This is a genomic window from Fulvivirga sediminis, from assembly GCF_016757215.1.
GTDB classification, from domain to species: domain Bacteria; phylum Bacteroidota; class Bacteroidia; order Cytophagales; family Cyclobacteriaceae; genus Fulvivirga; species Fulvivirga sediminis.
Genome location: NZ_JAESIY010000016.1, coordinates 23,225 through 39,089, shown reverse-complemented (window position 1 = coordinate 39,089; position 15,865 = coordinate 23,225). Strand labels below are relative to the sequence as shown.

Below are 15,865 nucleotides of genomic sequence, written 5' to 3'. Positions count from 1 at the left end.
AAGTCTCTACTAATCGTCATTAGGTCAATTATTTAGCCTGATGACTAATTACTATTATTAATTATTTGGAGGTTTAGTCCTCCAATGTTCCTAAGATGTCATGCATCTCATCTACCTCTTCATTAACTTCCTCAATATCCCTCTCAGATTGTTGTTGCTGAGTCTGCAGGTACGCAACTAAAGAAGTAATGGTGGGATGATTGAATAGCATAGGTACTGATATTCTGTATCCCAGAGATTCGGTAAGTATTGTACTGAGCTTGATAAGCATCAATGAAGTACCTCCCGACTGAAAAAAATTAAAATTAACTCCTATTTCATCCTCTCTAAGAGGCAATACCTGCGACCATGCCTTGATAATTTTATTTTCAAGAGTAGTTTTAGGCAATTTTATTTCTTCATATGTGCTCTCAACTGGTGCAGGAAGGCTAAGCCTGTCAATTTTGCCACTGGCAATTTGTGGCAATGCTTCCATCCAGATATACTGGCCGGGCACCATATAGGCAGGTAGAACAGTCCTGAGTTTATCCCTCATCGTTTGATAAGTGATTGAATTATCGGCTTCATAATATGCTACAAGTCGCTTATCGGCACCCTCACCATACACAATTACAGCAGCTCTTCTTACCCCTTCTATTCTCCTGATCTGGTTTTCAATTTCTAATAGCTCTATACGATTACCAAAAACTTTTACTTGCTGATCGACCCTTCCTAAATACTCAATGTTTCCGTCTTCCCTCCAATAGGCAAGATCTCCAGTTTTGTAAATTCTAGAATTACCTGACTCATCCGCTATAAAATACTGCGCTGTGAGTTGAGGTTGCTTGTAATAACCTCTGGCTAAGCCTGCTCCTTCAAGATATAGTTCTCCTATAACTCCTATAGGTACTTTGTTTCCATCAGGATCAAGGATATGGCAACGCATATTATCAATAGGCTTTCCTATAGGTATGGTATCCTGATTCTTGCCCGGCAGACACTCATAATGAGTAACATGGATAGTACCTTCTGTGGGACCATACATATTGATCAATCTTATGCCAGCTATTTCTTCAAAACTAAGGTTAAAATTTTCAACTAACCCTGGTAATAAGGCCTCACCGCTCGCGATTACTAATCTTAAAGACTTGAGCTCAGCAATATCGTTGCTAGTCAAGACATTCAGGAAAATCTCCATCATCGATGGGACAAAATGAATCACAGTAACATTCTCCCTTGCTACCAGATCAGCTATCAAATGCGGATCTCTTTCCATTCCAGGAGGCATGATTATCAATGATGCTCCAGAGATCGACCACCAAAATAGCTCCTGAAGGGATACGTCAAATACTAATGGTGTTTTCTGAACCAAAACATCAGCCTCAAATAGAGGATAATCCTTTTGATTCCATAGCATATTGTTCAACAATGAACCATGATCGACCATAACGCCTTTAGGCTTACCTGTCGAACCTGACGTATAAATCGTGTATGCTAAGTCATTACCCGTAAATTTACTAGCAGGACGCTCCACAGCGCATTTCAAAATTTCATTAGCCGCTATATCCAAATCTAACAGTTGGCAATCTTCTGCTAATGCTACCTCTAACGTCGCTCGAGATATGACCAGATCAATGTCTCCCTCTTCAATTATTTGAGATATCCGGTTTGCTGGCTGATCTACCCCTAGTGGTATATATACTGCACCAGCCTTCATAATACCATAAATCAAAGGTATCTGCCATAACTCTCTTTCCAGCAAAAAGCCGATTCTGCTACCCTTTGATAAATTACACTCCGTCAGAAGATAATTGGCAATCTGATTTGACAACTGATCAACTTCCCGATAAGTAAGTGAATGATCAGCAAACTTTACAGCTATATTATCAGGCGATTGTTGAGCCTGATGAACAAAAAGATCAATAATTGATTCCTCTGATCTATCAATGGCTGTTGAATTCACTTCAGAAATAGCCCTATACTCATCTTCTGGTTGAATATTAAGATCTTTTAATGCGCTGTCAGGGTCTTGAAATGCTACCTCGCATATTTGCCGAATATATTTTACCCAGCGCTCCATTGTATCAGATTTATAAATGGAGGCATCATACTGCATTTGCCAATCTAATTCATCTACATTTTCTGTAACTGTAATAGTAAGATCAAACTGTGCAGTACCATAATTGCCTACCTCTAATGGCGAAACGCTAACTCCCTCCATTTTCATCTTTGGCAGGTTGTAATTCCTATAGGCAAACATCACGTCAAAAAGAGGATTTCTATTTTGATCCCTTTCAATGTTAAGTTTCTCCACTAAAGATTCATAAGGATATTGCTGATTGGAAAAACATTCCAGCACCTTATCTCTTGTTTCCTTTAATAAAGACCTGAAGCTTTTATCCGAATCGATGTTTCCTCTCACCACCAAGGTATTGACAAACATACCGACTATCTGATCGAGCTGTTCATTATTGCGACCAGACACAGGAGTTCCTACAGCTATGTCTTTATTTCCAGTGAGTTTATACAATAGCACCTTGATTACACTTAGCAGTGACATGTATAAAGTCGCATTCTCTTCCTCTGCCAATCTATTTAAGCTAGCTGATCGGTTTGTCGAGAATTTTATCACCCGTCCTTTTCTATCACGGCCGACAGATTTTGGATAGTCGGTTCTTAGATTAAGGGGCATAAGAGCCTCTTCAAATTCAGACAACCAAAATCTCTCCTGAGCCTTTATCTTATTTTGCCAGTAATCGCCTTGTTCATAAATGGCAAAATCCACATATCTTAAACCTGAATGATGGTATTGCTGATGATGATTAGCATCCATAAGCCCCTGTACCAGTATTCCCTGAGAAATACCATCACATATAATATGGTGGGTGTCGATTAACAACCAGTAAGTGTTAGATGAAATTTTGACTAATCCTCCTCGAATAAGTAATTCATTTTTCAGATTGAATGGCCTCAAAAATTCATTCACACATTCATCAAGATTATTCCCATCAAACCACTCTAAAGCAAAGGGCCTCTGCTCGGATAAACTTTGAACAGGCACCCCATCTATCACTTTAAATGTTGTTTTCAATAAATCATGAGCATTAATAAGCTTTTGAAATGCATGCTCTAACCTTGAAACATCCAGATCACCCTCAATTTGCAGGATTTGCAATTGATTATAAGCCAAGGAATTAGGCTCTAATTCAAAAAGAAAATAGAGTCTTTTTTGAGCAGAAGTTAAAGGATAATAATCGCGCTCTCCTACATGCTCAATTTGTTCTACTTTAGAAGGTTTCGAAAGCCCTCCAAAATACTTTATAATGTCAGCCTTATGCTCCCGGATCTTCTGAATCAATTGCTCATCAACTCCCTCTTCAGGAAGACCAAGCTTCAGATTACCTTCGTCAATGGTAAGGCTGATATTATTCTTCTTTAATGTAAGTAACAGTTCTACTACACTCATATCAAATCACCATCTCTGTTTTCTTATCTTTATTCATCTCATCATTGATATCTGCCCACTGAGACAATTCTATAAATGAAGCAAGAGCCTGAACCGTTTGGTGGTTAAACAGCTCCATAAAAGGAATTTCTATCTCAAAAGCAGTATTGATTTTGCTGATCAAGGTCAATGCCTTTAGTGAATTTCCCCCAAGAGCAAAGAAACTTCTGTCTGTGCTTATTTCCGTGGAGTTGATACTCAAAGTCTCCGCCCATAACTTACAAATTTTTTCTTCTATCTCGTTTTGTGGTTTTACGTAGCTCAATGTTTTAATATCCGGAGCTGGCAAAGCTTTTCTGTTAACCTTACCATTCGTAGTGAGCGGAATTTCATTAAGAGCTATATAATACTGCGGCAACATATATGACGGAACTTTGGTAATTAGAAATTCAGTAAGTTCCTTATCTGTCAATTCTCGTGTACTTTTATAATAGGCAGAAAGCACTTGATTTTCTCCTTCACCTTGTGTGGTGACTACACATTGCTCTATATCAGCGTTTGTGCTCAATTGGGCCTCTATCTCTCCCAGCTCTATGCGATACCCCCTCAACTTCACCTGATGATCCATTCTGCCGAGGTATTCAATATTACCATCTGGCAACCACCTCGTTAAATCCCCGGTTTTGTAAACTCTCTCACCTACTGCATCCAGGTTTAAGAATACAGCATCTGTTAGCTCCTTGTTATTGAGGTAGCCCTGAGCCAAACCTACTCCCGCCAAACACAATTCTCCAGGTATTCCCACAGGATTTACCTGCCTCTCTGTATTAATAATATAGCATCTAATATTCGCAATAGGCTGACCTATCGGAATACTGCTAGTTATGTTCTCTGATGTACATTCATAATGTGTCACATCAACCGTAGCTTCTGTAGGACCATAAAGATTTATCAACCTACATGAATAATCCCTAGCAAGTATCACTTGATTGAAGAGTTCAACATGATTTGCGCTCAGCGCTTCCCCACTTACAAAAATCTTGTTCAATGAGCCTAACATCGGCTCATGAAGCTCTTTCATGCTATGCAAAAATGCATTTAGCATAGAAGGCACAAAATGGATAGTACTTACATCATATTTGGCAATGGCATCCAATATTTTCTCTGGCTGTTTCTCATCACCATCAGGCAATATGACGAGCGTGGCTCCTGTAAAAGACCACCAGAACAACTCCCAGATAGAAACATCAAATGCTAAAGGCGTTTTCTGAATGAGCGTGTCATTGCTGTCAATAGAATAAGCATCCTGCATCCAGTATATCCTATTGTACAAGGCTCTGTGATCGATCATTACACCTTTAGGCGTACCTGTGGAACCTGAAGTAAATATCACATAGGCAAGATCATCCCCTTTCAAAGCAACGGGTATTACATCGTTTGAATAATCCAAATCCGCCAAAGTGGTAATATCAATGATATTTAACATATCCTTCAATTGATCCACTTCTGCATGGTTGGAGATAAGCAGTTTTAAGTCTGCTTCTCTGATAATGCTCTTGCTTCTTTCAAGAGGATTATCCATAGACATCGGCACATAAACAGCTCCTGCTTTTATTATTCCATAGATCAAAGGAATAGTATAAAGGCCTTTATTGGCTAGATGGCCCACAAAATCTCCCTTCTGGATTTTAAACTCATGCTGCAGATATGCTGCTATTTTATCAGACAATACATCAAGTTCAGCGTACGTCAGTGACTCATCAAGGTAACAAACTGCCTGATTGCCCGAATTCTCGTGAAGTGATCTTCTAAATGGATCTAAAATATACTCTTGAGGTACTTGTTGTTGCGTTTGATTAAACTGCTCTAATACCTTCAATTTTTCATCATCTGTCAGAATAGATACCTCAGAAATCTTAGATTCATCACTTTTGACGATCTGACCGATGATATATTCGATATAGCTGAAATAATTTTGAATGGTCTCTTCCATGAAGAGATCAGACTTATAATCTATAGTCAGTTCAAGTTGATCACCGTTCTTCATGAATACCAACGATAGATCAAAATTGGCATTATTTCTCCCTATTTGATAATCATCAACTTTTAGCCCAGGAAGATTAACAGTCTTCGTATCTGTATTCTGAAAATCGAACAACACATCAAATAGTGGATTACGAGTGATATCTCTCGGTATATCTAAAGCATCCACCAGGTCCTCAAACTGAACATCCAGATATTCATAGTTTTTAAGTATTCTATTTTTGACCTGCTGGAGTAACTCTTTAAATGTCAACTGTACATCTATCTCGCTTCTCAATACTACGGTATTGACAAAAATCCCCATAGATTCGGCAAGTTCAGCAGGTCTTGAATCTAACACTGGTGACCCGACCGTCAAGTCGTTCTGTCCACTAACTTTATGAAGGAAAATCAAAAAGGAAGTCATAAGCGTCATTTGCAGGGTAGCATCATGCTCTCTGCTCATCGCTTCTAATGCTTTAACCAGATTTTCATCAAAGGTTGATGTAAATCTGCTTCCGGCATAGGTAGGCGCATTAGGTCTTGAAAAATCAGTTGGCAAATTTAAGGTTGGAATTTCAACTACAAACTGACCTTTCCAATACTGCATACTTTTCTCATTATCAGCCTGATTGGTCTGCCAATATGCATAATCCTTATACTGAAAATCACTAGCATTGATCTCATTGCCTTGGTAGGCTGATATGAATTGGTTGATCAATAAGCCTAATGACATCAAGTCGGTAATGATATGATGCATATCGAGCACCAAATAGTGACGATCCTTCTCAACTGTCATTACTGCGACCCTCAATAATGGGCCCTCACTTAGGTTATAAGGTTTAATGAAATTATCAATCCTTTCATCAACATTGACCTCTTCAGATTTTATTGTCTCCACAACAAAATCAACCTCATTCCTCACCAGCTGATAATAACTACCATTCTCTTCATGGAAAGTGGTACGCAATATCTCGTGCTTATCAATAATCTGATTAAATGCCTTCTCCACCCGATCGATATCCAAATCACCGATAATCATCTTTGCGGTGGAAATATTATAATTAGTCGACTGAGGAGATAACTTATTCAGCACAAGCATACGCTCCTGCTGAGCAGACAATGGGTATGTCGACTGAGCTGGTGCTTTAGTAATACCTGCTCGCACCTCAGTTTGCGTTTCCAAATGTGCTGCTAACTCTTTTAGAGTTGGTGTTTTAAAAAGTTGAGCAAGGGGCACTTTATGGCCTGCAATTTTCTCAATCTCTGTTATTAAAAAAGTTGCCCTAAAAGAATCTCCACCAAGATCAAAGTAATTATCATTAATACTGGCCTTGTCGACCTTTAGGTTTTCATACCAAACAGGCATCAAAAGCACCTCCATCTTAGTGATAGGCTCCTGATAGATGTTACCTGTATTAATTACCTTTCCGGGTTCTGGTAGAAGGTTTCGATTAAGTTTGCCATTCGGTGTCAATGGTATCTCGTCCATAAACACATAATAAGCTGGCAACATATATTCCGGGAGGCTGATCCCCAAAAGCTGACGGATATCCTGAACCGGCATCTCTTTACCAACTAGGTATGCACATAAATACTCTTCACCATCTTCGGACTTTCGCACCACTACGGTAGCTCCGTCGATACCTTCAATCGTAGATAATACCTGGGATATTTCCCCTAACTCTATACGATTACCTTTAATTTTCACCTGATCATCAATACGACCAATGTATTCGATCTGAAGATCCTTGTTCAGTCTGACCAGATCACCAGTTTTATATAGTCTGGATGAGGTAACTGAATCGCTATAAATGAACCTTTCTTTGGTCAACCCTTCATTTACATAACATCTGGCTAGCCCGACTCCCGCGATATGAAGTTCTCCAGGAACTCCAAACGGCACCGGCTGAAGTCCTTCGTTCAATACATATAACTCAATATTATCTATTGGTCGGCCTATCGGAACTGTTGATTCCAATGACTGTGAGGTACAATTGTAATATGAAACATCTATAGTAGCCTCTGTAGGTCCGTATAGGTTGATCAATTGACATGAATAGCCACTGAATAGCTCATTAAAAGCCTTTACATGTGAGGAAAGCAAAGCTTCACCGCTACAAAATATATACCTTAGTTGTAACTTGTAGATGCGGTTATCCTTTTTTACATAATCCAGGAACATCTCAAAAATTGACGGTACAAAGTGAGCAACCGTAACGTTTTGTAAAACCAGATGCTCGTATACCTCCATAGGAGACTTTTCCTCATCCTGAATCATTAAAGAAAGACTAGCACCTCCAAAAGACCACCAAAATAGCTCCCATAATGATACATCAAATCCAATCGGAGTTTTTTGCACTAGCTGATCTGAGGCAATCAATGGATAGGACTTTTGCATCCAATTCAATCGATTCACCAAAGGAAGGTGCTCGACCATCACTCCTTTGGGTTTGCCCGTAGATCCTGACGTATATATCATATAGGCCAAATCTTCTCCTGCAATATATATATTAAGATTGCTTGTATCCAACTGACCGAATGTGTCCTCCTCAATCAAGATAGCCTGCACGGCTGCCAACGCCGCTGACAATTTATCCTTGACCAATACGGCTTTCGCTTTTGAATCTTCTAGAATATAGAGCATTCTCTCTGTCGGAGTATTCATCGGAACAGGAAGATAGACTGCGCCTGTCTTCATAACTGCATATATCCCGATCATCATCTCCAGAGATCTATGCATATGAACCGCTACAACATCTCCTTTTTCAATACCCTCACTTTTCAGCTTTCTCGCCAGTTGATTGACTTTTCGATTGAATTCTGCGTATGTGATGCTAAGTCCATCATATGACAGAGCCACATTATCAGGTGATTGCTCCACACGTGATTCAAAAATTGAAATTACAGATTGTACCTCTGGCAACTCTGCCTGAGTAGAATTAAAATCACTGAATAACTCGAGATGATCGGCAGGAGCTTTTAAGGCCAGAACTTTTCTATCATTGATGACAGATTCCAATGAAGCAATGAACTGATCAAACATAGCCTGGATCATATCTTCTTCGAATAGATCCTCTACATAATCCCAAACTAATTCAAGACCACCACTAAGTTCTGCCGCCGTACAATCAATAAATACCTGGGAAGTCTGTGACACAGCCATACCAGCATCGCGCTGGTCACCCCAAAATCCAAGGATGGCATCTTCTTCAGTAGCTACGATATCACCTCCAAATAAGGCACTGGTAAATACATAAGGCATAATTGCACTTGTACCCATTTTCCTGTGTCTTCTCATCTCTCTGATGAAATCTATACCGTCATAGAAACGGTTATCCAGTGATTGCAATAGTTTATTTCTCACACCTTCAACCTGCTCATCAAATTGCGCATTAGGATTTATGTCAAGACCCAGAATTACCAGTGTAGTAAAATCACCAACCACACGGTCAATATCTTCATGAAATGGATATCGATTGAAGAGTGTTAAGTTTATTGCCAGTTCTGGCGAATTACTCCAGAAAGATAATACTCTGGCATACGCAGTGCACAGCAATACAGATGGTGTACTGTGATAAGCCTTAGCAACTTCTTTTAGTTTATCCCACTCTGCAGTTGTAAAGAGTTTCCTTTTCCTATTGAATTTAGGCCTGTCTATCTCAGAAGGATTACATTTATATGGTAATTCTGGTGCACTCGGAAAATCATCCAATTGATCTAACCAGTATTTTTTAGATTTTATAAACTTTTCACCTGAGCGCAACTCATGGAAATTGTTCATATAATCTTTGTATGTATAGTTTAATGCCGGGAGTTCCTTTGCAGGATCTTTCAGTAACATTCCCCACTCCTTAACAAAGATCATGATACTGGCGGCATCACAGATCAGGTGATCAAAACAGAAGAAGAGATAGTTTCTATCGTCTGAAAGTTTGAAAACAGAGATTTCGAACAATGGCCATACTGTTTCATCAAACAGACGATTACTTAACCTGGCACGTTCTTCTTCAATATTCTCAGACTGTTCTTTATCACTAAGGTTTCTAAGATCTTTAACCTGAATATCATAATGATCGGTATTATGAAATTTCTGGGTACCATCAGGAAGCATAACCACTTTCAACATCGCATGCCTGTTCAATATGCGATTGAAAGCTTCATTCAATAATTCAACATCTACACTAAGCTCACTTTCCTGATATACATTGGTAGATATTCCTCCCATTTCAAAATGATCACTCTTACCCATCAAATACGCCATCTGAATCGGTGAAATAGGGAATGGCTCATAAAATCCATCGACCACTTCCTCTGTTTCCACAACGGTCTCCTGTACTTGCAGGGGAATACCTCCATCTAATAACTCGGCTATTTTTCTGGCGGTTCTCAATTCAAAAAACGTCGTTACCGGCACATCGTAACCAAATTTTTGCTGCATCATAGATATAGATGAGATCGCCTTGATTGAGTCTCCTCCTAATTCGAAGAAATCATCCTCTACTCCAATGCCTGACATACCAAACGTAGTTTCAAATGTTGAGATAACGTTCGCTTCGACATCATTGGCTGGAGCTATATACACCGTGTCTATATCCGGACGTTGACCTGAACCCAATGAATTATTCTCACGAGTTTCGGTAACATCTGAAAAATTGAGTTCGTCTATGAATCGCCTTACTTCAGAAAGATCATAGGCCGAGATAGCCACTCTTTGTTCGTTATTTGAAAGAATAGCAAACAGCGCGTGTATACCTTCCACTGGTTTTACAGATAGTAATTCTTCAAAAGCAATGGACTGCCCTTTGATAGTAAACTGGTGATTTTTAGAAGCTTCAGCGGCTATACCTGTACCTTGCCAATCATTCCAGTTTACACTATAAGCATTGACATTTTTAGCCCGGAGCGTATGAACATAGGCATCTAAAAACTCATGTCCCGCATTATAAGCAACCTGACCGAATTTCAAGCGGGAGAATATATTACCGGTGGATGAGAAGTATAACGCAAAATCTGGTTTTTCATCGACAACAAGATTCTCCAATATCATTGTACCGCGCACCTTAGGATCAAGGTATTGCTCAGAATCTTTGGCGTTCCTTCCCTGAATAATTCCTCCGTTGTCAATACTACCTGCAATATGAAATAAACCATTTAATGCTCCGAATCTCTGTCTGGCTTCAGCGTATACCTGCTTTACCGCCTCTTCATTGCAAATATCTGCCTGATAAATCAACAATCTGGCACCATTCATTTCAGCCCCTTGCAGTTGTAGTATCTTTTCTTTTATCTGCTCACAAGTATCCTCTGCATCCAAAAACTCATCCCACTGATTACTTTTAGGAAAATCTCTGTTATCAATGATGACGAAGTTAGTCGGTGCCAGTGCTGAAAAAGACTCAATAATTTGAAGAGCCACTCCTCCAAGACCACCCGTAAGCAAGTAAAAGCCATCGCTCTTCACTGAAATTTGACCCTCAGCTATCTCCAGAGATACCGGTAAATATTTCTGAATGTAGAAATGTCCATCCCTAAGGCTTACGATCTCCTTACCTTTTTCAAATGAAACATTTATTCCCGCCTTGAGTAAGGCAGTCTTTTCTTCCTCACTTGCTGCATTTAATTCTCCTCCTGAAAAATCTACAAGTTGTACCTTAATAGTTGGGTACTCCACCGGTATCACCTTAACAGGTCCAAGTATCACAGCCTTTTCGGCACTTACTAGTTGACCGTCCTCGAGGCAATGCATATCAGTAGTGATCACTCGAATCGATAATTGATCTGCAAAATACTTAGACCAGGCTTGAGAGAAGTTTAATAAAGAATTATAACCAATATATGTATCAGTATATCCTGATGCATAAGAGCTCCAATAATGATCAACTGTGTCAACTTTGATCCCCAGATCATTAACATACTGCACTAATCTCTCATAATGATCAGGTGCATTAGGATCAATGGTGAATTGAGTATTATCATGGAAAAAATCATTTCCTTTTTTAACCCATATCACTGCTTGTTTATCTGAATATAAAGACTCTGCCAACTTATTCGAACATACAATGTCATCAGCAAAAATTATTGTTGCGGAGCTGGTATCCTCTTGAGCCGTTTCGATTTCAGCTTTCTTCCAAACAGGCTTGTAATACCATTCAGCAAGGTTGCTTTTCTGGAACCGCTGTGTTCCCTTTGTCAAACGGTAGGTTTTGTCAATCCTCTCCTGTATATCTGCCGTAGACAATATCACCTGATTGTGGTGACTATCAGAAATTATTCTCTCGAAAGCGTCAATTATTTCATTATGATCAATAGCCAGAGGTTGATCTTCCTGATCATCGTCAAAGCCTAGTAAGTGATCCCAGTTAATAGTCAACCATCTTCCCTTAACCTTATCTTTGATCCAATAGCTGAATGCATCCATGAAGTTATTACCTGCTGCATAGGCAGAAAATGGCCCCATAAGAGATGTTAGTGACGAACTAAATATGCAAAAATCAAGGTCATGATGCTTGAATACTTCGTAAAGATTGATCGTCCCCTTAATCTTGATATCAAATTGTACCTGAATCGATGAGGCTGCACCTTCGTTTATTATAAGACCCATGGAATCACCCGTCATAGTGCCTGCTACGTTGATTACTCCATTTACAGCCCCTATTTCATTCTTGATGGTTTTGACCACCTCTTCCAACGAAGAGAGTGCCGTGATATCAGCAGAGTAGGTATGTATTTTTCCTCCGTAGGACTCTATTTCCCTGATTTGGTCGATTTTTGAGGCCAAATCAGGAGCAACCTTAGTAATATTATCCCATTCTTCTCTTGGAGGATAGTCTGTTCGACTTACCAGCACTATATCTGCCTGATTTTGTTGAGAGAGATATTTCGCGTAGAGATATCCGATATTACTTCTATTACAAAGCCCGCCAAGAATGACAATAACCTTCTTTTTTTCAAACAGCTGATCCAGTACCTTCTGTCTCTTGATAACCGGCTGCTTTCTATATTGCAACCTCCATTTGCTATTACCTCTAAATCCGACGGTCAGATCATCAAATTGCGATGCTTTTAATTCTTCGACCAATAAGGATCCTACTACTGCTGTATCCCCAATGTCTATGTTGATACACTTTATAGCGTCAAATTCAATCGGAATCACACGGCTAGCTCCATAAATGCTCGCGCCAACTGGATTCAATGTTTCATTCCCAATAATTTGGTGGACATTACAGGTTACCGTATAGATGACTACCTCATGCTCCTTATCCCCATATCGGTGATAGGATTTAGCTAACGAGGTCAGACAATTGAATCCGGTAGTGATATTCTCATCTACTGATGTTGCTGATACGTCACTATTAGTCACATTCCAGAGGTGAACTATTCTCTCAGGCATTAAGCCTTCCGCTTTCAGCTCTTTCAATAAGAAATCATATTGCTTTTCTATAGCAGGGTTTATCTCATAATGATTTCTACCTACGCGTTCAAATTTCCTTCCTTTGGTAACTTTGGTCACCTGCTGGTTTTGTGCGATCAGCGACTGAATGAGCTGTTCAGTATGGGCTGAACCGTCACTTAATATTAACCAGTTATATATACCATCAAAAGATTTTCTATCAGAAGAATATACTTTTTCCCATGTCGGTAAATAGAACCATTCATCTGGATTTTCATTTTTGGAAAGACCGATAGCGGTTACAGCTTTCGGCGCCAGCTCTGGTGTATTTTTCTGGTAATCCTTAAACCAGTATCTTTTTCTATCGAATACATATCCAGGCATGGATATACGTGTCCTTTGCCCCAAAGTATGTAAAGGACTCCAGTTTATTTCCAGGCCTTGTAACCATAATCTTTGCAACTTATTTAATAAGAATCTATGGTCAGTCATCCCCATAGCCTCCGGGCGGATAAGATTTATGGCATAATGCCCCTTATCAGCCTCCAAATATCGCTGAATAGTCGAAGTCAGATCAGCACCGGGGCCAATCTCAATCATTACAGCATTAGATAATTGTAACGCTTTCTCTAAACTTTCTGAGAACTTTACTTTCTCACATAGCTGCTTTTCCCAATAAGTGGTATGGGTAATTTCTGCTCCAGCCCAGTCACCAGTGTTATTGGATATAAGTGGAATCTCTGATGGCTGAATAGATATACTTTCAAGTATACTTCTAAATTCTGGAAGTAATGGTGACATCATTGAGCTATGAAGCGCAAATTGTCCGGGAAGCATCAAAGAAAGTATTCTGTCCTCTTTTAGAGTGGCTTCTAATTTTACAATCTCCTCTCTTGGCCCCGAGAGCACACATGAATCGCCGTTATCAATCGCAATCTCTATTTGCGGCATGAGATATTTTTGAATATCAGCTGAAGCCAGTGGCACACTCAACATACCACCTGCCATACTTTTTCCAACAAGCTTACCTCTGGCCACAATCAATCGCGTCGCCTCCTCAAAAGAAATACAACCACCAATAGTGGCCGCGACTAATTCCCCAAAGCTGTATCCCAAAAGGACATCTGGCTCAACCTCAAATTCTAACAATAGCTTAGCTAACGCTCGCTCAAAAGTAAAAACTGCCACCTGTGCAATTTCAAACTCGTTGATTTTTTCTTTAGCCTCATTTTCTTTCCCCTTTTCAGGATAGACTATGGATTTGAGGTGTATGTTAAGATGTTTCTTTACTTGGACAAAGCCTTCATCCATTGAACGTCGGAATGTCTCATACTTAAGGTAAAGATCCAATCCCATATTGACGTATTGTCCGCCCAATCCCTGAAATACAAATACCACAGAACGTGAAACATTGCTTTTGGCTTTTACAGTCTTCTTTTCGATGGCTTCAGGATCCAGCGCGTTGTATAGCTCGTCTATATTTTTACCAACAACAGCACGCCTGTACTCAAATGATCCTCTTCCTACCTGTGTAGTGTAGGCAAGATCAGAAAACGATATATTATCTTTTTGCTCCTTAATAAATTGACGAAGCTCCTCGGCTTGCTTGACCAGCGACTGCTTTGATCTTGCGGATAAAAGCACTACATCTTCCTGTTCCTGTTGCTCTTTTACCGACTCTTCTACCTCATATTCTTCAAGTATGATATGGGCGTTAGTACCTCCAATGCCAAATGAACTTACAGCAGCTCGACGTGGGGCCTCTCCTCTTTCCCATGTTATCAGCTTATCATTAACTCTGAACGGGCTATTTTCGAAATCAATTTTCTCATTAGGCTTACTGAAATTGATACTTGGCGGCATCTCACGATTTTTCAAAGACAATACAGTCTTTATAAACCCTGCCACACCAGCCGCAGCATCAAGATGTCCCGCATTAGATTTGATAGATCCTATACCGCAATACTGCTCACCATTAGCATGATAAGCTCGTCTCAAACTCTCTACCTCAACTGGATCACCCAACTGCGTACCCGAGCCATGTGTTTCTATATAATTAACAGTAGTCGGATCCACTTCCGAAATAGCCAACGCATTCTGTATTACTGCCGATTGACCCTCAACACTCGGTGCCGCATACCCAGCTTTAGCATTACCATCATTGTTAATTGCCGAACCCTTCACCACGGCCATTATCTGGTCTCCGTCATTGATGGCATCTTCAAGTCTCTTAAGTACAACCACTCCAACACCATCGCCGCCCATGAAGCCCGTACCATTTTGATCGAATGGTCGACAGTGGCCGTCCGGAGAAATGATCATTCCCTCTTGCGCAAGCATACCGTATTTACGGGGTAGGTCCATAGATGGAAACAAAGTACTCACTCCTCCAGCAAGAGCCATATCACACTCTCCTGCCAATAGTGACTGTATACCCATATGTATGGCTACCAAAGAGGTAGAACAAGCGGTTTGTACCGTCATGGCAGGCCCTTTCAAATCAAGTTTATAGGCCACTCTGGTAGCCAGATATTCTCTTGCATTTAAGCCTGATATCTCGAATATTTCAGAAAAGTTTTTGAATTCCGGCAAGAAATTGGCCACCCAAAAGGGATTGAAACCTGCTCCTGCAAAGAGACCTGTTACCGGTTTATTGGCTCCCGCATATCCGGCATTCTCCAAGGCATGATAAACACACTCATGAAAAATTCGTAACTGAGGATCCATGAAATTAGCCTCCCTGTCTGTGTAATCGAAGAATGATGCGTCGAATAGTTCTACATCTTCTAACACACCTTTCGCTTTCACGTATCTAGAGTCCTTGATCAAATCCTCGCTTATGCCATTAGCCATTAACTCTTCATCAGTAAAGAAGCTGATCAACTCCTTTCCCTCACGGAGATTAGCCCATAATTCATCCAGATCTTTAGACCCAGGGAATCTCCCTGACATGCCCACTACTGCTATTTCGAGACCGGTATAGTTTTCTTTATTATTCATTTAATATTCAGAATTCTCTAACTAAG

Annotated in this window: 2 protein-coding genes; both read right to left on the bottom strand. The window is 40.0% G+C overall.

Annotated elements, in window-relative coordinates; all coding sequences use genetic code 11:
- Positions 1–73: 73 nt before the first annotated feature.
- A complete protein-coding gene (locus JL102_RS21515) occupies positions 74–3,445 on the bottom strand; it encodes a non-ribosomal peptide synthetase (protein ID WP_202246540.1) in 3,372 nt (1,123 codons plus the stop codon).
- A gap of 1 nt (position 3,446) precedes the next feature.
- Complete coding sequence (locus tag JL102_RS21510) at positions 3,447–15,839, bottom strand: non-ribosomal peptide synthetase/type I polyketide synthase (RefSeq protein WP_202246539.1); 12,393 nt, start codon at positions 15,837–15,839, stop codon at positions 3,447–3,449.
- Positions 15,840–15,865 lie beyond the last annotated feature (26 nt).

What these genes read in the sequence shown, in the direction of transcription:
- JL102_RS21515 (WP_202246540.1), bottom strand. Translation starts at nt 3,445, where the DNA reads ATGAGTGTAGTAGAACTGTTACTTACATTAAAGAAGAATAATATCAGC.
- JL102_RS21510 (WP_202246539.1), bottom strand. Translation starts at nt 15,839, where the DNA reads ATGAATAATAAAGAAAACTATACCGGTCTCGAAATAGCAGTAGTGGGC.